At 44.2% G+C, this 21,324-nt stretch carries 23 protein-coding genes; 18 read left to right on the top strand and 5 right to left on the bottom strand.

The window, feature by feature from the left end:
* The first annotated feature begins 25 nt into the window (after positions 1-25).
* The 6 genes from ABSY64_RS02570 (at position 26) to brnQ (ending at position 6,583) form a co-directional block, all read left to right on the top strand.
* Positions 26-859: an SGNH/GDSL hydrolase family protein gene (locus ABSY64_RS02570; RefSeq protein WP_349641501.1), complete on the top strand. Its 834-nt coding sequence runs from the start codon at positions 26-28 to the stop codon at positions 857-859.
* A 17-nt stretch (positions 860-876) separates the two neighbouring features.
* A complete protein-coding gene (locus tag ABSY64_RS02565; RefSeq protein WP_349641500.1) occupies positions 877-1,392 on the top strand; it encodes a flavodoxin family protein in 516 nt (171 codons plus the stop codon).
* A gap of 60 nt (positions 1,393-1,452) precedes the next feature.
* A complete protein-coding gene (locus ABSY64_RS02560; RefSeq protein WP_349641499.1) occupies positions 1,453-2,304 on the top strand; it encodes an alpha/beta hydrolase in 852 nt (283 codons plus the stop codon).
* Positions 2,305-2,384: 80 nt separating this feature from the next.
* The gene (locus tag ABSY64_RS02555) at positions 2,385-2,867 is read left to right on the top strand and encodes a GNAT family N-acetyltransferase (protein ID WP_349641498.1); all 483 of its coding nucleotides are present in this window, start codon (positions 2,385-2,387) and stop codon (positions 2,865-2,867) included.
* 931 nt (positions 2,868-3,798) lie between these two features.
* Positions 3,799-4,959 carry an amidohydrolase gene (locus ABSY64_RS02550; RefSeq protein ID WP_349641497.1) on the top strand — a complete coding sequence of 387 codons (1,161 nt, stop codon included), beginning with the start codon at positions 3,799-3,801 and terminating at the stop codon, positions 4,957-4,959.
* Between the two features lie 256 nt (positions 4,960-5,215).
* The gene (gene brnQ / locus ABSY64_RS02545) at positions 5,216-6,583 is read left to right on the top strand and encodes a branched-chain amino acid transport system II carrier protein (RefSeq protein WP_349641496.1); all 1,368 of its coding nucleotides are present in this window, start codon (positions 5,216-5,218) and stop codon (positions 6,581-6,583) included.
* A gap of 50 nt (positions 6,584-6,633) precedes the next feature.
* Here the strand turns inward: brnQ and ABSY64_RS02540 are convergent, their stop codons facing one another.
* Complete coding sequence (locus tag ABSY64_RS02540; protein ID WP_349641495.1) at positions 6,634-6,942, bottom strand: heavy metal-binding domain-containing protein; 309 nt, start codon at positions 6,940-6,942, stop codon at positions 6,634-6,636.
* A 110-nt stretch (positions 6,943-7,052) separates the two neighbouring features.
* Here ABSY64_RS02540 and ABSY64_RS02535 point away from each other — a divergent pair, with 110 nt between their 5' ends.
* The gene (locus tag ABSY64_RS02535; RefSeq protein ID WP_349641494.1) at positions 7,053-7,685 is read left to right on the top strand and encodes an NAD(P)H-binding protein; all 633 of its coding nucleotides are present in this window, start codon (positions 7,053-7,055) and stop codon (positions 7,683-7,685) included.
* 26 nt (positions 7,686-7,711) lie between these two features.
* On the opposite strand, the gene ABSY64_RS02530 is transcribed toward ABSY64_RS02535, so the two are convergent.
* Entirely contained in the window at positions 7,712-8,152 is a 441-nt protein-coding gene (locus ABSY64_RS02530) for a MerR family transcriptional regulator (RefSeq protein WP_349641493.1), read from the bottom strand.
* Positions 8,153-8,258: 106 nt separating this feature from the next.
* Between ABSY64_RS02530 and ABSY64_RS02525 the strand changes: the two genes are divergently transcribed.
* Positions 8,259-9,131 carry an aldo/keto reductase gene (locus ABSY64_RS02525; protein ID WP_349641492.1) on the top strand — a complete coding sequence of 291 codons (873 nt, stop codon included), beginning with the start codon at positions 8,259-8,261 and terminating at the stop codon, positions 9,129-9,131.
* Positions 9,132-9,147: 16 nt separating this feature from the next.
* Positions 9,148-9,981: an alpha/beta hydrolase gene (locus ABSY64_RS02520; protein ID WP_349641491.1), complete on the top strand. Its 834-nt coding sequence runs from the start codon at positions 9,148-9,150 to the stop codon at positions 9,979-9,981.
* Between the two features lie 12 nt (positions 9,982-9,993).
* On the opposite strand, the gene ABSY64_RS02515 is transcribed toward ABSY64_RS02520, so the two are convergent.
* Entirely contained in the window at positions 9,994-10,734 is a 741-nt protein-coding gene (locus ABSY64_RS02515; RefSeq protein ID WP_349641490.1) for a DUF1003 domain-containing protein, read from the bottom strand.
* 131 nt (positions 10,735-10,865) lie between these two features.
* Between ABSY64_RS02515 and ABSY64_RS02510 the strand changes: the two genes are divergently transcribed.
* Entirely contained in the window at positions 10,866-12,185 is a 1,320-nt protein-coding gene (locus ABSY64_RS02510; protein ID WP_349641489.1) for a replication-associated recombination protein A, read from the top strand.
* Between the two features lie 33 nt (positions 12,186-12,218).
* Here ABSY64_RS02510 and ABSY64_RS02505 read toward each other — a convergent pair whose 3' ends face one another.
* A complete protein-coding gene (locus ABSY64_RS02505) occupies positions 12,219-12,749 on the bottom strand; it encodes a GNAT family N-acetyltransferase (RefSeq protein WP_349641488.1) in 531 nt (176 codons plus the stop codon).
* A 61-nt stretch (positions 12,750-12,810) separates the two neighbouring features.
* Here ABSY64_RS02505 and ABSY64_RS02500 point away from each other — a divergent pair, with 61 nt between their 5' ends.
* On the top strand, positions 12,811-13,869 hold the full coding sequence (locus tag ABSY64_RS02500) for a YdcF family protein (protein WP_349641487.1): 1,059 nt from the start codon (positions 12,811-12,813) through the stop codon (positions 13,867-13,869).
* A gap of 46 nt (positions 13,870-13,915) precedes the next feature.
* Here the strand turns inward: ABSY64_RS02500 and ABSY64_RS02495 are convergent, their stop codons facing one another.
* Positions 13,916-15,466, bottom strand: coding sequence for a multicopper oxidase family protein (locus tag ABSY64_RS02495; RefSeq protein WP_349641486.1), 1,551 nt, complete (start codon positions 15,464-15,466; stop codon positions 13,916-13,918).
* A 119-nt stretch (positions 15,467-15,585) separates the two neighbouring features.
* On the opposite strand from ABSY64_RS02495, the gene ABSY64_RS02490 reads away from it, so the two are divergent.
* From ABSY64_RS02490 to ABSY64_RS02460, 7 genes are all read left to right on the top strand, one after another.
* A complete protein-coding gene (locus ABSY64_RS02490; RefSeq protein WP_349641485.1) occupies positions 15,586-15,747 on the top strand; it encodes a hypothetical protein in 162 nt (53 codons plus the stop codon).
* 170 nt (positions 15,748-15,917) lie between these two features.
* Positions 15,918-16,079 carry a hypothetical protein gene (locus ABSY64_RS02485; RefSeq protein WP_349641484.1) on the top strand — a complete coding sequence of 54 codons (162 nt, stop codon included), beginning with the start codon at positions 15,918-15,920 and terminating at the stop codon, positions 16,077-16,079.
* A gap of 152 nt (positions 16,080-16,231) precedes the next feature.
* Positions 16,232-19,003, top strand: coding sequence for a cation-translocating P-type ATPase (locus ABSY64_RS02480; protein ID WP_349641483.1), 2,772 nt, complete (start codon positions 16,232-16,234; stop codon positions 19,001-19,003).
* Positions 19,004-19,015: 12 nt separating this feature from the next.
* A complete protein-coding gene (locus ABSY64_RS02475; protein WP_349641482.1) occupies positions 19,016-19,177 on the top strand; it encodes a hypothetical protein in 162 nt (53 codons plus the stop codon).
* Between the two features lie 140 nt (positions 19,178-19,317).
* Positions 19,318-19,656, top strand: coding sequence for an ArsR/SmtB family transcription factor (locus tag ABSY64_RS02470; RefSeq protein WP_349641481.1), 339 nt, complete (start codon positions 19,318-19,320; stop codon positions 19,654-19,656).
* Positions 19,653-20,330 (top strand): type 1 glutamine amidotransferase domain-containing protein, encoded by a 678-nt coding sequence (locus ABSY64_RS02465; protein WP_349641480.1) that lies wholly within the window; start codon positions 19,653-19,655, stop codon positions 20,328-20,330. The genes ABSY64_RS02470 and ABSY64_RS02465 overlap by 4 nt, the downstream gene beginning before the upstream one ends.
* The gene (locus tag ABSY64_RS02460; protein WP_349641479.1) at positions 20,327-21,247 is read left to right on the top strand and encodes an NAD-dependent epimerase/dehydratase family protein; all 921 of its coding nucleotides are present in this window, start codon (positions 20,327-20,329) and stop codon (positions 21,245-21,247) included. The genes ABSY64_RS02465 and ABSY64_RS02460 overlap by 4 nt, the downstream gene beginning before the upstream one ends.
* The last annotated feature ends 77 nt before the right edge of the window (positions 21,248-21,324 follow it).

Below are 21,324 nucleotides of genomic sequence, written 5' to 3'. Positions count from 1 at the left end.
GGGATTGCATGGGAGGACTAGATTGATGAAAACTTGGACAAAAGAAGTATTGGGCACCGGAGCGGCCTTGTTGGCTTTTTATACAGTAACGCCCGGTGCATCCGCAGACTCGTTTCCAAACACTAACCAAGTTCATGCGAATGCTTCCTTCATGCAAAACCTTGCTTGGCGCTTGCAGGGAAATGATGCCAAGTACAGCGTCAAAAACGTTCAGCGCTCGCCTTACTATGATCAGTTAAACGGCAAGAAAATTATTTTCTTAGGGTCTTCGATTACGGATGGTTTTCGCGCTTATGGAGAAGGAACACCGGATTATTTGCAGGCTGCCGACGGTATTCAATCCTATAAGTACGCCGTCACAGGGACAACCATGGGGGGTTCGAACCCCTTGACTTTTGTTAACCGGATGAAGACCGAAATTCCAAAAGACTTGAAGCCGGATGCCATGGTGGTTCAGCTGTCAACCAACGATAAGACTTTCAACGTGCCGGAAGGACAAATTTCAAGTAGTAAGAATTTAGCGGATTTTAATACCAAGACAACGGTGGGTGCGATGGAGTACATTATCAAATATGCGCAAGAAACCTGGCACGTGCCCGTTATTTTCTACACTTGCTTTGACCCCAGTGAAGAATCCTATTACCAAAAGCAAATTGAAACCGTCAAGCAGCTGCAACAAAAGTGGGGGATTGGTTTGATTAACTTGGGACAGGATCCCGAAGTCATCCAAGAGACCATTGCCCATCCCGAATACATGGCGGATTCCATTCATCCAACCCGTGCTGGTTATGAACAACTGTGGTTGCCATACTTTGAAAAGGCCTTGGCCGGCTATGTTCAAAATGGCTTTATCAAGTAAAGAATAGGAGCTATTCTATGATCAAAAATATCGAATTAGATTTTATGGCGCCACAGCACGCTGCCTCAACGGGTAAGACCGTTTTCTTAAATGCTAGCCAGCACACCGACGGTAAGACGGTCGAAATGGCTACCGAGTTGTTGGAAGGTAAAGATTTTGAGCAAGTTAACTTAGTTGACTATCAGATTCCTTTGCTAGGCCAGGGGCACCGTGGTGACTATGATCAAGTCTTTGAAAAATTAGCAGGAGCGCAAACGCTGGTGATTGGTACGCCAGTGTACTGGCTTAATATTTCGGCCCATCTTAAGAACTTTTTGGAGCACACTGTTCGCAGTGAAGCTTTGGCCGGGGCCGACCTTTACGCCATTGTGCAGGGTTCGCGACCTAATCAGGACATTCCAGTTGTCGCAACCTACGGAGGCTTAACCAAGCTGACCGACCGCCTAAAGCTTAATTTTGTCGGGATTGCCTCTAATGAGGATGAGTTGGCCGACCTACGCGTGAAAATGACCACGCCTGCACAAGTTCAATGATAAAATATAGGCAGTGAGCAGTGCTCCTGCCTTTTATTTTGGATTAATTCGGGATTAAACATGAAAAAAAATAAAGTATTACTATCTGGATTCGTTGCTTTGCTAGTGATTGTGCTGGCGTTTTTCTGCATTCATTCTTTGAAGCAAAATGACGAGCCCCAAAAAGAAGCAAGTGTTTCGGGTAAGACCGCAACCGTCTTTTTTCACGGCTACGGTTCATCTCGCAATGCCGAAAAATCGATGGCTCAGTACCTGGTTGATCACGGCTATTCGAACCGGCGCATCAATGTTACGGTTTCCAAGGATGGCAAGGTTTCGATGGGACGGGCCATCAGCAAGAATGATAAGAATCCCTTGGTATTGGTGCAATTCGACGATAATACCAACACGAATTTTAACGAATCGGTCAAATGGACCACGGAAATTATGGAGCAGCTCAAAAAAGAGGGCGTGGACTCCGTTAATTTGGTTGGTCATTCCATGGGTAATCAGGAAATTGCCTACTACTTGATGAAAAGTGATTCGGTTAAGCAGCCCTTGCCAATCGTTAAAAAGCAGATTGCCATCGCGGCACCCTTTAACGGTGTGATCGTGGTCGGACCAGAATCTGGTTCAACGCTGAAGAGCAATGGTGAGCCGAGTCAGCCAACGATTTTGTACCAGCGGATTCTACCTTTACGCGACTTTTATAAGCGACATAAGGTAGCGGTCTTGAACATTTTCGGAAATTCACAGGGCAATCCGGCGGGGGACACGACCGTTTACAACAAATCGTCGAAGTCGCTTAAATATCTTGTCCAATCACCTTCAAGTTACAAGGAAAAGCTAATCACTGGCGCACTTGGTCAGCATTCCAAACTGCATGAAAACTCAGAGGTAGATGCTGCTATGTTGGACTTTTTAGAACAGTAATTTGTATTTCGGAAAAGCATCGCATTAGCGGTGTTTTTTTATTGATTATGTTAAAATTAGAAAAATCTTAGGAGGACATTATGGTAGCAATTCGAACGATTCAGGCAAGTGACAATGCAAAAATGAAGACGATTATCCAGTCTTCCTTAATGGCAAATGATTTGGCGATTAAGGGGACGGCTTACTTTGATCCGCAGTTGGATTATTTGAGCAAATACTACGATGCTGAAAAATATCGGCATTACTTCGTTGCGGTTGATGATTCGGGTGAATTGCTCGGTGGCGCCGGTGTTGGCGAATATGACTTAGATAAAAAGATTGCTGAATTTCAAAAGCTCTACCTTAGCCCGAATGCACGTGGAAAAGGTTTGAGCTATCAGCTTTTAGATAAAACGGTTGAATTCGCCCAAAAAGAGGGTTACGAGCAATTATACTTGGAGACGCATCATAACCTTGCACCAGCCATTCATATCTATGAAAAGTATGGTTTTAAAGCACTTGAAAGGCCAATTAAAGCTGGCGAACATAGTGCGATGGATAAGTTTTATATTTTGGATTTGTAACGAGGAGTGACTTCTGCATAATATTTTTTAGACATTTTGCCTAATTTTGCTACAATAAGACTACTTGTTCTTAGCGAGTGGAGAGAAAAATTAGGTAGGGGTATTCGATGCTTGAAGGATTTTTGTTTTTATTATTCTTACTCTTTATTTGGATGATGTGGGTTTCAATTCCGCTGATTCTGGAATGGAGCTTATTTCTGATTCTGACTCTGCCATTTCGGCTGTTCTTGATCGGACTTCAGTGGCTACTGGGTGGCCGTCGGAAGTGAGAAGTATTTGTCTTTTGGATGCAGTGTTTATCTGTAATAAAACATGATATAATTCTTTTAGGATATTTAGGAAAGAGTCTTTGCTCTCATTCCTAAAGCCCCGCGGGCTAGCGGGGCTTTTTTGTATTTTAAAAAGCCTCAACGGGCTAGAGTTGAGGCACATGCGGTCTATTTCTTTCGATTTGACCACTTATGCAACTTAGTTAGTACTAAATCTGATAACACAGTGGTTAATACAGGTATTAGTATGGCTTGAAGCAGTTGCAGAAGGATATTTAGGAAATTCAAGTTTTTGCCCTCCTTTCCCGACGCCTAACTACAGCGCCATGTTTAATATCATACAGGAGCTTAATTACGTCCTGTCAAGCCTTGCTTGAAAAATAATATTAAAAAGATTTGATAATTATGAGATTTCTGTTATAATTATCTCGTCTTAACTATTCAGGAGCAAAAATTATGTCACAAATGCAGATGATGTCAATGATGAAGAAGGAACAAGGCTAATTCTTACCAAATGAAGGTTTGATTGGGCTTGTTCCCTGTGTTACTCAGACCTTCATATTGGATCATTTGCGCAATTTGGTGTCAGACCATTTTTGGAAGCAGTTTCAGTATGTAAGGTACTGAAGCTGTTTTTTATTGATGAAGTCAGGAGAAATAATATGTCACAATTACAAGATGCCACCGCCATTCGTCACTATCTACACCAGCATCCAGAGCTGTCCAACCAAGAATTCAAGACCACTGCCTTTTTGAAGGCCCGCTTGGAAGACTTGGGCTACCGCATTATTACACCTGCAAGCCTAAAAACTGGTGTAGTGGCCGAAATCGGACCGGAAAATGCACCGGTTATCGTCCTGCGTGCCGATATTGATGCACTGCCGATTAAGGAACAAACTGGCCTGAACTACGCCTCCGAAAACGAGGGCGTGATGCATGCTTGTGGCCACGATTTTCACATGACTTCCTTGCTTTTGGCGGCTGAACGTTTGGTTGAAAAGGCCGATAATTTGACTGCACGAGTTCGTTTGCTTTTCCAGCCCGCTGAAGAAATTAACCGTGGGGCCAAGCAGGTGATTGCCAGCGGTATTTTGTCCGATGTCAGTTATATTGCTGGTTTCCACAATGAGCCCAGCTTGAATGCAGGGCAGATGGCCGTTAAGGCCGGCGCTCGTAATGCTGCCGTTGATCGTTTCTCCGTGCGTTTAAAGGGTAAGGGTGGCCACGCCGCTCGTCCCCATGAAAACAATGATCCCATTGTGGCCGCAACGACCTTGATTTCAGCGCTACAAACCATTATTTCTCGTAACACGAATCCTTTCCATCCCGCCGTGCTGTCTGTCACGCACATTGAAGCCGGTTCCACTTGGAATGTTATTCCGGACGAAGCCTGGTTTGAAGGTACAATCCGTACCTTTACTGATGAGGATCGCGAAGGGATCAAGAAGCGCTTTTACCAAACTGTTCAAGGACAGGCTGACGCTTTTGACTTGGAAGCTGAAATTGACTGGGAAGAAGGACCCGCAGTCTTGAACAACCGCGCTGACTTGGCCCAATTGTTGGCGGCTAAGATTCAAGATAAAGTCGAATTGATTGACTTGCCAGCAACGACAGGAGGGGAAGACTTTGCGCTCTACACGCAAACCATTCCGGCCATCTTTGCCGAGATTGGTTCTGGTGGTAACAGCAGTTTGCACCACTCAGATTTGATTTTGGATGATGCCGGCCTAGAAACGGCCGCTACTTGGTATACGACTGCCGTCGAGGGACTTTCGGAATTGTTGACCCAGACACATGAAATCGCACAGGAACAGGTCGTTTAAATTAGTATTTGACAGATAACTCTCATTCTGTTTTAATTATATTATCAAATTAAGTGAGTAAGACACATGACGCATTCATTCTCAAACAATTCAGCCATTATTATCAGCATTATTCCATAGGGATAGGTGCTGACGTTTTGTGCTACCTATCCATCAATGATAGGTAGCTGTGAGAATGTTTAAGACCGGCTACAGTGAGTAGCTGGTCTTTTTGTTTGCCAAACTTAAGGCGATGAAAATAGAAGGAGTTTTTCAAATGGAAAAGCAGAAATTAAGTCGACGTCAACTATTCTTGGTCGCCTCCCTAATCTTTGGGATGTTCTTCGGAGCAGGGAACTTGATCTTTCCTGTTCAATTGGGCCAATTAGCCGGACACAATTGGTTCCCGGCGGTGATTGGTTTTCTTTTAACAGGGGCGCTCTTGCCATACTTGGCCATGTTGGCGGTTTCGATGACGAACTCAAAGTCACTTTATGACGTTGCTAAGCCGATTGCTCCTTGGTTTGGAACGGCTATCTTGGTTGCCATCCACTTTACCATCGGTCCTTTGTTTGGAACGCCGCGTACGGCTGCCACTGCTTATGCCATGGGCGTCGCACCCTTTGTTCCGGCCGCCTATCAGCAAGTCGCCATGTTAGCCTTTACCGCTGTTTTCTTTGGTTTGGCCTACTTCTTGACGGTGAAGCAATCCGACTTGATGAAGTGGGTTGGTAAGTATTTGAACCCACTCTTCTTGGCCTTGTTGGCCTTAATCCTAGTTTTGGCTTTGTTCTTGCCGATGGGGGATTTGAACCAGAAGGCCAGTGCTGCTTATCAAGGACAAGCCGCTTTTCAGGGCATCCTTGACGGCTACAACACCATGGATGGCTTGGCGCTCTTGGCCCTGGCTGTTTCTGTTGTTTATGCCGTGCGCGGTCTTGGTTTTGAAGGGAAAAACGTATCCCGCGTACTAGCAAAATCAGGCTTTCTCGCTATCTTGTTGGAAGGATTAATCTACGTCGCCATCACCTTGCTGGGTGTTTCTTCTCTAGGCGCAATGAAGGTGGCGGATAATGGTGGAACTGCTTTTTCACAAATCGTGACACATTATACTGGTAACGTCGGCGTTTTGGCTACCGGGCTTATCGTAACTTTGGCCGTCTTCACGACTGCCATGGGCCTCTTTGTTTCCTTTGCCCAGGATTTGCACCGGGTCTTCCCCAAGGTTTCTTATCTATGGTGGTTGCGCCTTATCGCGCTTGGTTCCTTTGTCACGGCCAATGCTGGTTTGACGAAAATCGTGGCTTGGTCAGCGCCTGTATTGATGTTGCTTTACCCATTCGCCTTGGCCTTGACCGTTTTGGGCGTATTGAACAAGTGGGTTCAACAGGATCGTGTGCTTTACCGCTGGGTCATGGCTTTTGTCGCTGTTCCCGCAGTTTTGGACGCCTTAATCGCCTCACCATTGGCAAAAACTGATTGGGTAAGCCATTTGGCAACCCTTTACCAACAATATGTACCCCTAGCATCAGAAGGCTTTGGTTGGTTCGTTCCAGCCATGGTTGGTGCGGTCATTGCCATGAGCTGGCGCTTGTCACAAATGATTTCTGCTTATCGTAAAACGGTTAATGAAGTCGTCAAATGACAACATGAAAAATAAAAAAGGATGACTCGCGTCATCCTTTTTTCGTTAGTTTACTTAAACTTCACGGCTGTACCATAGGCAACGACACTTTGCATATCGTTTCCGATTGAACCAGAGTCAAAGCGCATCATGACGATGGCGTCGCCACCCTTCTTGGCAGCTTCTTCCGTCATTCGAGAAATGGCTTCTTCGCGGGAAGTGTGCAGCATCTTGGTGTAACCCTTGATTTCACCGCCGACGAGGTTCTTTAAACCAGCGCCGAAGTTACTAAACATGTCACGTGATTGCGTTGTTACGCCAAAGACTTCGCCAAGTACTTCGTAGTCTTTGCCGATGTTTTCTGTTGTGCTAATTAGCATTTAATTCATCCTTTTGCTTTTTTCTAATTATAGCAGAAGCGGATTTGTTTGACCTAAAGCCCACTTTAAGGTGTTTAATGGCAATAGAAGGAAATTGAAGGGAGCACAATATGAAATTATTGATTTTAGGAGCAGCTGGACAAATCTCACGGATGCTCACGGAAAGATTACTCAATGAAAGTGACGATGAATTAACACTATATGCTCGTGATGCGAAACAACGTTTGGGTCAGTATGCCGACAATGATCGCGTGACCTTGATTGACGGCGATTTCTCTGATCAAGCTTTACTCGAAAAAGCAATGACGGGTCAGGATGCAGTTTTTGAAGGCTCGGACCATGAACTGGGCACGATTGTGGCAGCGATGCGAGCAACAGGCCTTAAGCGAATTATTGTTGCCGGTGTTTTAGGTGTCTACAACGAAGTCGGTGGAAAATTTGGTGACTGGAACCGCGCCATGATAGGAGATGCGTCAGCCCAACGTAAACAGTGGGTGAGTGATTTGGAAAATTCAGGACTTGATTACACTTACATGCGCATGTCTTGGCTTTATAACCAGTCTGGGAATACAAAATATGCTTTGACGCAAAAGGGCGAACCCTTCGTTGGTGCTCAGGTGACTCGCGAGGCCGTCGTGCAATACGTGATTGACTTGTTGAATAACCCAGGGCGTGATGTTAAGGCTTCAGTGGGTGTATACGAACCCGGCAGTGAAAAGTTGGATAAACCTAGTTTCTATTAAAAAAGACGCCGAAGAGGCGTCTTTTATTAGTTATGCGACAATTGATAAGCTGCTCGAATTTCTTTTGGTAATTGATCAGGAATCATGGCTTGAACAGCTTCTTCGTTGCCGAGTTTGATGGCTTCATCATAGTACCAATGCTTGAACTGAAGCATGGCCTGAACTTTTTTAATTTCCGCCAATTCCTTTTCAACGGTTGCTTCCTGTTCAATGAAAAGTTCGCGGCGCTCTTCAAAGGTCGAGGGGCCCTTGGTTGTTAGGTCCATAAAATCTTTGATATCAGTAATCGATAGGCCCGATTTTTTTAGACAATCGATGAGATTTAGCGCCTGCACGTCCACATTGGAAAAGCGACGGAAGCCAGATTCACGTTTAAGACCCGGAAAAAGTCCCATTTTGTCGTAGTAGCGAACGGTTGAGACAGGTAATTTGTACATTTCGGCCACTTGACCAATTGAGTAAGACATCAAATTCTTCCTTTACTTAAAGTTAGGTTTAGATTGTAAGATGAGTTTAGCATCAATTAGTGGACAAAGCAATTTTGTTCGCAGATAGAAAATGAAGGAGATATTTATGCAAAAGACAATTCGATTAAATAATGATATTGAGATGCCTCTTGAAGGTTTTGGTGTTTTCCAGGTTTCGGATTTAGACGAAGCAAAAACAGCAGTAAAATTAGCATTGAAAAATGGCTACCGTATGTTGGATACTGCTTCATCATATAAGAACGAGGAAGCTGTTGGTGCTGCCATTTCAGAATCAGATATTCCCCGAGAGGAATTATTTGTGACGACTAAGGCTTATGTCAATGAAATGGGCTATCGGCGTACGATTCAAGCTTTCTATCAATCTTTAAATAAATTAGGTCTTAATTATATTGACCTGTACTTAATCCACATGCCATTGGGCGACTATTATGGTGCTTATCGCGCTATGATTGATTTGTATAAGGCTGGTAAAGTACGTGCGATTGGAATTAGTAATTTTGATGCTTCTAAATTAACGGATTTGCTTTATAATTTCGACTTTATTCCTCAGGTTAATCAAATTGAGCATCATCCTCATTTCCAGCGACCTGAATTATTGAAGTTAATGGCGGAAAGGGGTCTTCATGCTGAAGCCTGGGCACCCTTTGCAGAAGGAATGAATGGCATGTTTGAAGAACCAACCCTCGAGGAAATTGCCAAGAAGCATGGTAAATCTGTTGCTCAGGTTATCTTACGTTGGAATGTGCAGCAAGGTATCAGTGTTATTCCAAAGTCTGTTCATGAAAACCGTATGCAAGAAAATGCTGATATTTGGGATTTTGAGCTTAGTTCTGATGAATTCGAAGCAATTAGTAAGCTTGATCGTAAACGTCCATCAATGTTAGATACAAACAAACTTTCCGAAGTCGAACGACTTTATGATTATTTGAATAATCCGGTCGTAACCAGTCTGGACTAATTGGAGAAATATAAATATGAAACCAAAAACAATATATACGGTTTTAGCGGTTCTGGTCGCGATTGTCGTGATTGCTTTGGCGCTTGTTACTTATAAAAAAGCCAGTGGACAGACCGATGTGAAACCAACTGAGGCTACCGTCTTTTTCCACGGATACGGCTCTTCGCGCAACGCCGAACAGAGCATGAGCCGTTACCTTGTTGACAAGGGCTATTCTAACCGCCGAATTAATGTGACGGTTTCAAAAGATAGCAAGGTTAGCTTCAATCGCAAAGCTGCAGCAGGGGATAAGCACCCAATCTACTTGGTTCAGTTCAACGACAACAGCAACACTGATTTTGCTAAGACGACGGACTGGGTGGACACCATTATGACCCAGTTACATGAGCAAGGAATTACGAAAGTGAACTTGATTGGGCATTCCATGGGCAACATGGCCATTGTTTACTATTTGAAGAGTCACAGTCAGTATCCGGATAACTTGCCGCGCGTGGAACGCACGATTGACATCGCCGGCCACTTTAATGGTTTGCGATTCCAAAATGATGCCAGCGCTGGACTCGAAGCCAACGGCATGCCAAGCAAGGAAACTGATAGCTACCGCAGTTTGGCCGGTCTAGAAAAGTACTACGAGAATAACAAAACCAAGGTATTAAACATCTACGGTGACAGTACCGGCAATGGTTCGGACACGACCGTTCCCAACAATTCATCGAAGTCATTGCGTTACTTTGTGCGCCAGCCTTCAACTTACCAAGAAAAGCTTATTACTGGTAAGCAGGCCCAACATTCCAAGCTCCATGAAAACAAGGAAGTTGATCAAGCTATCTATGATTTCTTGACCAAATAAAAAAGATGAGGATTATTCCTCATCTTTTTTTTGCTGTTTCATGACAATGGCAAGTTGTTCGTTGATGGATGCCAACATTTCCATCTGCATCTTTTGTACCTGCATCACGTCGGGTTGATCCTGTTGAATCAAGTGGTCCATCTTGGAATGCAAAAGACGAATTTCTTCTTCAGATCGTAAGTTCACGTGGTAATCGTTTCGTGATTCCATGCGGTCATATGATCCTGAACGGTTCTGACTCATCATGATTAATGGCGCTTGAATAGCGGCAACAATCGATAAGAAGAGGTTCAAGAGAATGAAGGGGAAGTTGTCAAAATGCACACCGAAGAGGTGCATCCCGTTGATGAGAATCCAACCGACAATAAAGCCGACGAAGGTAAGGACGAAGGTCCATGAACCACCAAAACGGGCAACGCCGTCCGCGATTTTTTGGCCAAAGGTTAATGTTTCTTCCAGCTTCTTATCAACATCAATGATTTGATAGTTGTCGTTTTTGGAAACGTTGGCCATCTTTTCGTGGATCAATTCATTCTTATGTAAGTCGTCACGAATCATTCGATTCATGCGCTTCAAACGATAACGCACGAGGTGTTCGCTACAAATGAAGTTATCCTTGTGCAAATCGGGATAATCGCGCTTAATTTCTTTGCGGATAGCGGGATCGAGTTCGTGAATGAAGGTCCCATCCGTCATTGCATACATTTCTTTGTCTACGAGACACTGGAATTGCTTGTCTTGGTTATTCGTCATATTCATTCTCTTTTCGGAAAAATTCAATCACTGTGTATTATAGCAAAATTGGCCTATAGGATTGGTGGAATCTATGATTTTTAACTGCATTCATGTATAATGGGAACAAATGTTCGTCACAAGGAGCTGCCATGAAGCAAGCATCACTATTTGAGAATAATCAGGCTAGCGAACCCTTGGCTAGCCGTGTTCGTCCACAAAATCTGGATGAATTCGTGGGCCAACAGGATTTGATTGGGCAGGGAAAAATTTTGCGTGGGATGATTGAAAATGACCAAGTATCCTCCTTGATTTTCTGGGGTCCACCAGGAGTGGGAAAGACCACGCTGGCAGAAATTATTGCCCGTCAGACTCAATCGGCATTTTTGAGTTTCTCGGCCGTGGACAGCAGTATTTCTAAAATCAAAAAGGTCATGAAAGAAGCTGAAAATGATCGCGCGCTGGGACAACGGACGCTAGTTTTTGTTGATGAAATTCATCGCTTTAACAAGGCCCAACAGGATGCCTTTCTACCTTACGTGGAACAGGGGAGCATCATTTTGATCGGGGCAACGACTGAGAATCCATCTTTTGAAGTGAACTCAGCCTTGCTTTCCCGTTGTCGGGTTTTTGTGCTGCATGAATTGCAACCGAGCGATTTGGTTGAATTACTTCATCATACTTTGCAGAGTCCAGCGGGCTTTGGCAAGCAAAAAATTGAAATTGGTGATGATGAGATTCAGGCGATTGCGAACTTCGCGGATGGGGATGCTCGTAAGGCTTTGAATACGCTTGAAATGGCCGTTTTGAACAGTCCTGAAAAGGACGGCACAACCGTTATTACAATGGCAACTTTGAGCCAGCTTATCAGTCAGAAGTTCGTTCTTTATGACAAGAATGGCGAGGAGCATTACAACATCATTTCGGCCTTGCATAAATCGATGCGCAACAGTGATGTCGATGCCGCAATCTATTGGCTATCACGGATGTTAGATGGTGGCGAAGATCCAATATACATTGCCCGGCGCCTAGTTCGTTTTGCCAGTGAAGATATTGGCCTGGCGGACACCAATGCTCTTAACGTGGCCATCAATGTTTTCCAGGCCTGCCAGATGATTGGCATGCCAGAATGTGATGTTCATTTGGTTGAGGCGGTGACTTACTTGTCTTTGGCACCTAAATCGAATGCCGTTTATAAGGCTCGACTTGCAGCTGCTAAAGATGTTAAGGCAACTGGCAGTGAGCCCGTTCCAATGCAAATCCGCAACGCACCTACGAAGTTAATGAAGGACTTAGGTTACGGGAAAAATTATCAGTTAGCCCACTATGCTGAAGATAAATTGACCGACATGAAAACGATGCCGGCAAAGCTAGAGGGACATCGCTATTACAAACCCACCTCCCAAGGTCATGAAAGTCGTTTCAAAGAACGCCTTGAAGAAATACAGCACTGGCATCAAATGCATGGATGAAAAAAGAGCAGCGTTTGCTGCTCTTTTTTGTGCTTACTTGTTCAGCAACCAAATATTTTGATCGTGATGTCCGTCTGGCAAATCTTCCTGATTTGGACGAACTTCGACAAGTTGGAAGCCGGCTTTTTCAGCGACATGGTTACTAGCTAAATTGTCGGAAGCGGCATGAATTTCGATCGTGTCGAGTTGATAATGCTCAAAGCCAATTCGGCAAAGGGCTTCTACTGCTGTATGCATGATGCCCATGCTGGTATAGCGTGTGCCCAACCAGTAACCGATTTCAGCGGAATGCTTTTCATGGTCAAGGGTATTAAAGGAGAGCATTCCTACTGGCTTATGTTCGTAATGAATCACGGTGTGCAGCGCTTTTTGAAGAGCAGTTTGCTTTAAAACGCTTATTAAGAAGTCAGCTTCTTCGTGTTCGTTTGTCATTTTTTCAACCCAAGGAAGCCAGGGCAGCATTTCCTTGCGACTGCTATCGATTAAGTGAAAAAGAGCTGGCGCATCGTTTTGGGGTTGAGGAAGCTTTAATGTGATTTTGTCGTTGATTTGGTAGGGAAACATGGTGTGGCCTCACGGATAGATGTTATATAATACCCTTAGTAATGTATCGTTAGGGGAGCTTATGACACAAAATTTTAACTCTGGAATCGCAACTAGTATTTTCTTCTTGGCGGTTTCGGCTATTTTAACACTTCTTTCGTATGGTTTGATTCGAAAGAACCGCTACCGTTTGTTGTGCGGAATGGTCGCCAATTTAACCATAATCTCTTATTTTTTGACTTTGACTTTCATTTTGGTGGCCATTAATCAGCCAACCGTGATGATTGTCTACTTTATTGTTCTGGCAGCTATTGCCATTCCAATTTTAATCTTGGTTGTGATGTCGGCTTATCTCTTCATCCTGAATGGCCTGATTGTTTGGCGACGGGAAAGCCACACCTTGGGAAATGTTCTTACGCTAATCATTGGGGCCTTGTTGATTCTGGTTCCGGCTGGCTTTAAGCTCTTAAATCAATGGTTGCCGGATTTTAAGCCTTTCATCTTTTTGCAAAACGTTTCCTTTTTCTTCCTGATCTACTTGGTTTTCTGGGTGCTGACCTTTTTGACTTCCTTTATCATTACCAAAGTTGTGCGGCCAAAGTATGATAAGGACTACGCCATCGTCCTAGGTGCCGGCTTAATTAACGGCACGACCGTTTCACCTTTGCTTGCTTCTCGAATTCAAGCGGCGATTGACTTCAAAATTGCCCAGTTCGAAAAGACTGGCCGTTCGATGAAAATCTTGATGTCCGGTGGCCAGGGCGGCGACGAAAAATTAGCAGAAGGCGTTGCCATGAAGGAGTATGCTGTCCAACAAGGCGTTCCGGCGGACGATATTTTGGTGGATGATAAATCGAAGAACACCTACGAAAACATGCTTTTTTCAAAGCAATTACTTGAAGCAAAGGGCATTGATATTAATAACGGTATTTTCACGACTAACGATTATCATGTCTTTCGAGCAGCAGGCTATGCCCGCTTGGTTGGACTTAATATTAATGGGATTGGTTCCAAGACCAGCCGTTATTTCTTGCCCAATGCTTTGATTCGCGAATACATTGCCATTTTGCTCAATCATAAGCGTTTTCACATGGTGATGGCGGCCTTGATTGTTGTCTTGAATTTGAGTGTTTTCCTATAAAAATAAATTAAAAAAGCAGGCCATTTGGCCTGCTTTTCTTATACGCTTAGCACATATCCATGCCCATCTTCTTATAGGGCTCCATATTGCTAATCTTCAATTCATCAACCTTGCAGCCGCGTTCTTTTGCGAGCGCGTTCATCAAGGTATCCATTGCCATCAAATCATACTTCTTTTCAGGCTCTTCCTTGGTCCAAACTTGCATTTGAGCCATCATACCGCCATCTTCGTGTTCGATGATGTGGCAGTGATACATGAAGACACCTTCGTAGTTAAAGCGCATCTTCACTCGGACGGTTTCACCAGGGTTGACGCTAACCGTGTCCTTGTAACCCAATTCGTTAGGGTAAGGGGCCTTGCCATCACGGGAAACGATTTGGAAGGAACCGCCGTGCATGTGGTAGGGATGGAGCATTCCGCCACAGCAATCGTTGGTGTTGGTGATGTCCCAATATTCGGACTTACCAAGTTCCTGGCGATCATCAATGCGCATCATGCCAAACTTACGACCGTTCAACATGACTTCTTCATCAGTGCCTGACATCACGACTTGGTGAATATGAGCGTCAGGCTCTGGGTCAGGATAAGAAGTGTCGGCTAAGGTAGCAGGTAATTCCGTGTTATCGGCGGCAAATTCCTTGATGTTAAAGGTCAAAATTGGTGTGTCGTCTGAATACAAGGTAACCTTATCGCCAGCCTTGTAGTCCTTGAAATCCAGGATGAATTCAGCACGTTCAGCACAAGTAATCATGAACTTGGTCATCTTAACTGGTTTAGGCAAGAGGCCGCCGTCGGAAGCGACTTGCGTCATGACCAAATCGTCTGACAAGTGCAAACGCCATTCGCGGCGGTTGGCACCATCCAAGAAGCGAACACGCAGCTTTTGGGTCGTCACATCAAATTCAGGATTAACGGTCCCGTTAATCAATGCGGTTGGGCCAGCGACCCCATCGGGATCATAGTCCGCATCGTAATCCCACTGATTATTTTCATGGAAACGACGGTCTTGCAAAATGACCGGAATATCATCAATGCCGTAGTTATGAGGAATGGGCAAGCTTTCTTCGTGCTCGTCTTTGACATAGGCCATGGCAGCCAAACCATGCCAGACGTCCCAACCAGTCAAAGGACATGGATGGGCGTGCAACCAGGTTGTGGCAGCTGGTTGGTTAACCTTGAAGGTAATTTCCTTGGGTTCACCAGGATAGACGGGGGCGTGGCAGCCACCATCGATGAAGGGACCGGGAACGTCCAATCCGTGCCAGTGGAAAGTGGTCAATTCGGGCAGACTATTCTTTAACGTAACGTGATAAGTTTTCCCGCTCTGAAAAACAATAGTTTGTCCCAATAGACTTTGATTGTAACCCCAGGTCTTGGTCTTAGCACCGGGTACAATTTGCGTTTCCCCAGGTTGGGCATGGACCGTTAACCAAACATCAGTGTCCGTCTCTTTATCCGGCTTCAAGATTGAAGGGATGTTGAGCGGTTGAGCCGGTGCATCGTAAACTTCCAAGGGAATGTAGCCACCATCATGATAGTCATATGCCGACTTATTAAAGAAATAATCGTCATAGATTGGTTTTTTTGCTTCTGACATCATTTTCTCCTTTGCTTCTTTATCTGTAGTATACAAGAATCATTCTAAATTTGGTAATTATTTATGTTATGCTTTAAACAAGCAAGAATACGAAAAGAATCACGTTAAGGGAGTAGAAAATGACTTTCAATCGAATTTTTCACATGATTATGGCATTAGTTTGGATTTTTGACATTTACTTGGTGGCGACCATGCAAATGATGCCAGCCATGTATGTCATGGCGGTGGGGATGCTCATCCAGGCCATTTATGCCGTTATCTTTGACGGCAAGGGTTGCTAAAAATTAATTTGAAAAAACCTACAGAATGATTCGTCATCTTACCCAAGATGCTGGCTCGTCCTGTGCTTCTTTATCTGTAGTATACAAGAATCATTCTAAATTTGGTAATTATTTATGTTATGCTTTAAACAAGCAAGAATACGAAAAGAATCACGTTAAGGGAGTAGAAAATGACTTTCAATCGAACTTTTCACATGATTATGGCATTAGTTTGGATTTTTGACATTTACTTGGTGGCGACCATGCAAATGATGCCAGCCATGTATGTCATGGCGGTGGGGATGCTCATCCAGGCCATTTATGCCGTTATCTTTGACGGCAAGGGTTGCTAAAAATTAATTTGAAAAAACCTACAGAATGATTCGTCATCTTACCCAAGATGCTGGCTCGTCCTGTGGGCTTTTTTAGTTCGCTGAGCGTATTGCACAATAGTGTTATAATTGAGGCGAAATTTCATTCGATTAATTGGAGGGAAAGCAAAGCGATGGTGCAAGATAAACAAGACAAAGACCAACTGGCACAAATGCCAATCGACCAGCTCTATCAAAGCTTGAGGACGAGTGCGAATGGTCTTACGGATCAACAAGTACAAAGCCAGAAAGCGAAGTACGGCGATAACGTCATCACTGCAGCCAAGGGCGAAAATAAATTGCTGCACTTCCTAAAGAATTTTACGAGTTTGATGGCGATTTTGCTTTGGGTATCCGGATTTATTGCTATTTTTGCCAAGATGGTCGAATTGGGAATCGCCATTTGGGCGGTCAACATCATCAACGGTCTTTTCTCTTACTGGCAGGAAAACCAAGCTCACAAGGCTTCCGATGCCCTGAAGAAGATGTTGCCAACGCAGGCAACTGTCATTCGCAACGGCAAGTCGGAGCAGATTGATACGGCCGACATTGTGCCCGGCGATATTTTGATGATTGCTGCGGGAAATAGTATTTCTGCCGATGCACGAATTATCTCCGCTGATTCCTTTCAAGTTGATGAATCGGCCTTAACGGGGGAGTCTGATTTAACGGATAAGAAACCGGACTACCATCATGGCGAAGGCAAGTTCGACGAGGAAAATCTAATTTACGCTGGGACGGTTGCTTCTGCGGGTTCTGCTAAAGCGGTGGCGCTCAGCACTGGAATGAACACCGAGTTCGGTAAGATTGCTAGTTTGACCCAAAGCCAGCAAGCCAAGCCTTCTCCTTTGGAATTGGAATTGAACCGCTTGACCCGTCAGCTTTCGATCATCGCGATTTCAATTGGAATTGCTTTCTTCCTAGCTGCAATTTTCTTTGTGCACTACCCAGTCGCTCAGTCCTTCATCTTTGCCTTGGGGATGGTTGTTGCCTTCATTCCAGAAGGTTTGCTGCCAACGGTCACGCTATCACTGGCACAAGGTGTTCAGCGCATGGCCAAGAAAAATGCCTTGGTGAAGAACCTCAATAGTGTCGAAACGTTGGGCGAAACGACCGTAATTGCTTCGGATAAAACCGGAACCCTAACGCAAAACCAAATGACCATCAACCATGTTTGGCTACCTGACAAGGTCTTTACCGTCAGCGGAGAAGGCTACGTTAATAATGGCCAAGTCATGGACGGCCAAGCAGCGGTTAAGCCCGGTCAAAACGCCGATCTTGACCTCTTGATGAAGGCGATTTCATTAAACAACGACACGACCGTTACCCCGAACAACCAACCGGGTGCACAAGCCAAAATCGTGGGAACACCGACCGAAGCTTCTCTGGTTATTTTGGCGGAGAAGTACCAATTAGCAAGTAAGCAGCTAGCCAATGCCAATCCACGGCAAAAGGAATTGGTTTTTGATTCTGTTCGTAAGCGCATGTCAACGGTCAATAAGGGCCAGGATGGCAAGCTGACCCTATATACCAAGGGTGCTCTAGACGGTATCTTAAGCATTACGAAGTCGATTTTGGTTAACGGCCAGGTTCGCGCCATTACAGATGACGATATTAAGCAGATTCAGGCTGCCGACGAAGAATATGCTAAACAGGGCTTGCGTTCCTTGGCGGTTGCCTACCGGGACCTGGATGCCAGCGAAGATTTGTCCCAAGCGACGGCAGCCAACACGGAACAGAATTTGACCTTTGTTGGCTTGACCATCATGGCGGATCCACCACGTCCTGAAATCTATGCCGCCGTCAAGAAGGCTCACCAAGCCGGAATTCGCATCATCATGGTTACCGGGGACGGTCCGATTACTGCCAAGTCCGTAGCCGTTAAAATCGGTTTGGTTTCCGATCAAGCGCGCGTGATTACGGGGGATGAGTTGTCTGCCATGGCCGATGAAGACTTGCGTCAGGCCGTGAAGGGCGAAGTTATCTTTGCCCGTGTTGCCCCTGAACAGAAGTACCGGATCGTTAAGGCTAACCAGGCCAATGGCGAAATCGTGGCTTCGACAGGCGACGGTGTTAACGATGCGCCTGCCTTGAAACAGGCCGACATTGGAATTGCCATGGGTGCCACCGGAACCGATGTTGCCAAGGAAGCGGCAGACATGATTTTGACGGATGATAACTTTGCCTCAATCATTGCGGCCATCGAAGAGGGTCGAACCGTATACAGCAACATCCAAAAATTCCTTCTCTACATTTTGAACAGTAACGTGCCGGAAGCCTTTCCATCCGTGCTCTTCCTCTTCTCAGGTGGTTTGATTCCGTTGCCACTAACGGTGATGCAGATTTTGACCATCGATTTGGGAACTGATATGCTACCTGCCCTTGGCCTTGGTTCCGAAAAGAGCGAACCCGGTGTCATGCAGGAGCCACCACGTTCACGCAAGGCGCACTTGCTCAATAAGTCCATTATTTGGAAGGCCTTTGGTCTTTATGGTTTGGTAGCTTCGATTATTTCAGCCGGTGCTTACTTCTTCGTCAACTATGCTTATGGCTGGCCAAAACACGCCTTGTCAGCATCCGGTGCAGTTTATGCGGAAGCGACGACGATTACTTTGGCCGCCATCGTCTTCTGTCAGATTGCGGCGGCGATGAACGCCCGGACAAAGTACACGTCCGTCTTCAAGATTGGCCTCTTTAGTAACAAGCACATCGTGACAGGAATCATCTTCGAAGTGATTTTGATTTCCTTGATCATCTACGTGCCATTCCTACAGGGTGTCTTCAACACACACGCTCTGGGCGTGCAAGAATGGCTCTTCTTGATTGCTATTCCCATTCCGCTGATTCTCTTGGAAGAATTGCGTAAGTGGGTAGTGCGGAAGTATTTTTTGAAGCGTAATAGCTAAGGGAGATTTGAAATGTTAACGAAGTTATTTTCGACCCGTTTTAAATCAGACGAGTATTTTGAAAGCGAGTTGAACAAGGTTTTGGAAGACCTCCAAAACCAAGATCACGAGATTGTTGATGTTAAATTCAACCGTTGGGCTCGACATTTGTCAGCCTTGATTTTGTATAAGTAAAGCAAAAAGCAGTCCTTAAGTGAGACTGCTTTTTTTGTAGAAATTAATTAAAAAATGTTTGATTAAAAATCTTGCTCTTTAAAATGGTTTGTGTTTTAATGGTTTAAATATTTAAACCATATAAATAAAGAAGGTGTCCCATGGATAAAAATATTTCAGCGCTAAAATCTGATTTTCAGAATCTCTCCGGCTTATTACAAGCATTAGGTGACGAAAAACGTCAGGAAATAATCATCCAATTGCTGGGTGACGAGAGTTGTTCTGGACTGCAAGTAGGGGAACTGACGAGCGCAACAGGATTGTCGAGGCCGGCGGTCTCGCATCATTTAAAGATTTTGCGGGATGCTGAACTAGTTGATTATCGTTCTGAAGCACGGAAGAATTTCTACTATGTTTGTCCTAAGAATGAAAAGTTAACACAATTGCAGAATTTTATCGGCGATGTTATTCAATACACTGACCGAATGGAGGAATCATGACCAAAGTATTAGTAGTTGAGACCAATGTGAAAAGCTATGGTAACCGTGATGAAGCAACAGGATTGTGGCTCGGTGAGAGTGCAGAATTTGTTGATGAAATGCAGAAAAACGGAATCGGAGTCGACTATGCTAGTCCATCAGGTGGTTTTGTACCCTTAGATCCGCGTAGTATGTCTTATTTAGATGATGCCACGATGAAGCTATATCGTGATGATAATTTTGTGAATAATGCTCTGGTAAATACCTTGAAGCCTAGTCAGGTTACCCCCAGCGAATATGCATCAATTTATTACACCGGTGGACACGGTGTGATGTGGGATTTTCCTGATAACAAAGAATTGCAGACAATTGCAGAAGCGATATATCAAAATAATGGTTACGTTATGTCAGTTTGTCACGGAATCGCCGGTTTGCTGAATTTACATGATGCCGAAGGAAATTATTTAATTAAAAATAAAAAGATTACTGGCTTCACTGCCACTGAAGAAATTTTGGCAAGAAAGCGTAAGGTTGTGCCTTTTCTTAACCAAAAAATGGTGGAAGCACGCGGTGGTAAATATGAGAAAAAACGTGCTTATGCTTCATTCGCCGTGCAAGATGGCCAATTCATTACTGGTCAGAATCCATTTTCTGTTCGGGCAGTTGCTAACAAATTTATTGAGGCATTATCATGACACAAGCAATATTAGGAAGTAATGGACAAATTGGACAAGAATTAGCAAAGGAGTTGAATCGAAATTACACGAAAGATATTCGTTTAGTAAGTCGCCATCCAAAGAAAATTAATGAGGATGATACGCTTGTACCCGCAAATTTAACGAATTATGATCAAACATTGAAGGCCGTAAAGGGCAGTCAGATTGTATATTTTACGGCCGGCTTACCAATGGACGGTAAAATCTGGCATAGGGATTTTCCAACGATGTTGAACAATGTTGTTCGGGCCTGTGAACAAACTGGAGCAAAGCTTGTTTTCTTCGATAATACTTATATGTACCCTAAGAATAATGAAATTCAAACGGAACAGATGCAATATTCTCCTAAGGGTCTTAAATCTGAAGTAAGGTCAAAAATGGCTAGCCAAATTGAAGAGTTAATGACTTCTTCAGATTTAGATACTATGATTTGTCGTGCTCCTGAATTTTATGGACCGGGCAAAACGCAAAGTATTACAAACACCATGATATTTAACCGTATTAAGCGAGATAAGAAAGCTCTAATTCCTTTGTCAGCCGATAAATTAAGGACTTTAATTTGGACACCTGATGCTAGTAGAGCGATGGCATTGTTAGCTAATACAGCTTCAGCATATAACCAGACTTGGCATTTGCCCGTTGACCGTCCACTGACGTATCAACAGTTAATTGAAGCTATTAAAGACGTTACCGGAGGCAAAGTATCATATCGGGTATTACCATACTGGATTTTTCAATTTGGTTCACACTTTAGTAAATCGGTTAAAGAGTTAATGGAGTTATTGCCACGTTACGCAGAGGATAACATTTTTTCAGATGCGAAGTTCCGTAATGCTTTTCCGAATTTTAAGGTAACTACAATTCAAGAAGGAATCGCAAAAATTTTCGAACAATAAAGCATATTATCAGGTGAATTGCTCAACATGATAAAATAAAAACAACAAATTTGTAATCGATACTTGGACAGGGAATG

The sequence above is a fragment of the Eupransor demetentiae genome, from assembly GCF_963930865.1.
GTDB lineage: Bacteria > Bacillota > Bacilli > Lactobacillales > Lactobacillaceae > Eupransor > Eupransor demetentiae.
Note: the sequence above shows the minus strand (reverse complement) of the source record. Positions and strands in the feature narration are given on the sequence as shown.

Bases quoted from the DNA above. Each gene is read 5' to 3' on its own strand.
- ABSY64_RS02570 (WP_349641501.1), top strand. From the start codon at position 26: ATGAAAACTTGGACAAAAGAAGTATTGGGCACCGGAGCGGCCTTGTTG.
- ABSY64_RS02515 (WP_349641490.1), bottom strand. From the start codon at position 10,734: ATGACGAATAACCAAGACAAGCAATTCCAGTGTCTCGTAGACAAAGAA.
- ABSY64_RS02540 (WP_349641495.1), bottom strand. From the start codon at position 6,942: ATGCTAATTAGCACAACAGAAAACATCGGCAAAGACTACGAAGTACTT.
- ABSY64_RS02485 (WP_349641484.1), top strand. From the start codon at position 15,918: ATGACTTTCAATCGAACTTTTCACATGATTATGGCATTAGTTTGGATT.
- ABSY64_RS02520 (WP_349641491.1), top strand. From the start codon at position 9,148: ATGAAACCAAAAACAATATATACGGTTTTAGCGGTTCTGGTCGCGATT.
- ABSY64_RS02465 (WP_349641480.1), top strand. From the start codon at position 19,653: ATGACCAAAGTATTAGTAGTTGAGACCAATGTGAAAAGCTATGGTAAC.
- ABSY64_RS02475 (WP_349641482.1), top strand. From the start codon at position 19,016: ATGTTAACGAAGTTATTTTCGACCCGTTTTAAATCAGACGAGTATTTT.
- ABSY64_RS02555 (WP_349641498.1), top strand. From the start codon at position 2,385: ATGGTAGCAATTCGAACGATTCAGGCAAGTGACAATGCAAAAATGAAG.
- ABSY64_RS02490 (WP_349641485.1), top strand. From the start codon at position 15,586: ATGACTTTCAATCGAATTTTTCACATGATTATGGCATTAGTTTGGATT.
- ABSY64_RS02535 (WP_349641494.1), top strand. From the start codon at position 7,053: ATGAAATTATTGATTTTAGGAGCAGCTGGACAAATCTCACGGATGCTC.
- ABSY64_RS02480 (WP_349641483.1), top strand. From the start codon at position 16,232: ATGGTGCAAGATAAACAAGACAAAGACCAACTGGCACAAATGCCAATC.
- ABSY64_RS02525 (WP_349641492.1), top strand. From the start codon at position 8,259: ATGCAAAAGACAATTCGATTAAATAATGATATTGAGATGCCTCTTGAA.
- ABSY64_RS02550 (WP_349641497.1), top strand. From the start codon at position 3,799: ATGTCACAATTACAAGATGCCACCGCCATTCGTCACTATCTACACCAG.
- ABSY64_RS02510 (WP_349641489.1), top strand. From the start codon at position 10,866: ATGAAGCAAGCATCACTATTTGAGAATAATCAGGCTAGCGAACCCTTG.
- ABSY64_RS02495 (WP_349641486.1), bottom strand. From the start codon at position 15,466: ATGTCAGAAGCAAAAAAACCAATCTATGACGATTATTTCTTTAATAAG.
- ABSY64_RS02500 (WP_349641487.1), top strand. From the start codon at position 12,811: ATGACACAAAATTTTAACTCTGGAATCGCAACTAGTATTTTCTTCTTG.
- ABSY64_RS02565 (WP_349641500.1), top strand. From the start codon at position 877: ATGATCAAAAATATCGAATTAGATTTTATGGCGCCACAGCACGCTGCC.
- ABSY64_RS02470 (WP_349641481.1), top strand. From the start codon at position 19,318: ATGGATAAAAATATTTCAGCGCTAAAATCTGATTTTCAGAATCTCTCC.
- ABSY64_RS02460 (WP_349641479.1), top strand. From the start codon at position 20,327: ATGACACAAGCAATATTAGGAAGTAATGGACAAATTGGACAAGAATTA.
- ABSY64_RS02505 (WP_349641488.1), bottom strand. From the start codon at position 12,749: ATGTTTCCCTACCAAATCAACGACAAAATCACATTAAAGCTTCCTCAA.
- ABSY64_RS02560 (WP_349641499.1), top strand. From the start codon at position 1,453: ATGAAAAAAAATAAAGTATTACTATCTGGATTCGTTGCTTTGCTAGTG.
- brnQ (WP_349641496.1), top strand. From the start codon at position 5,216: ATGGAAAAGCAGAAATTAAGTCGACGTCAACTATTCTTGGTCGCCTCC.
- ABSY64_RS02530 (WP_349641493.1), bottom strand. From the start codon at position 8,152: ATGTCTTACTCAATTGGTCAAGTGGCCGAAATGTACAAATTACCTGTC.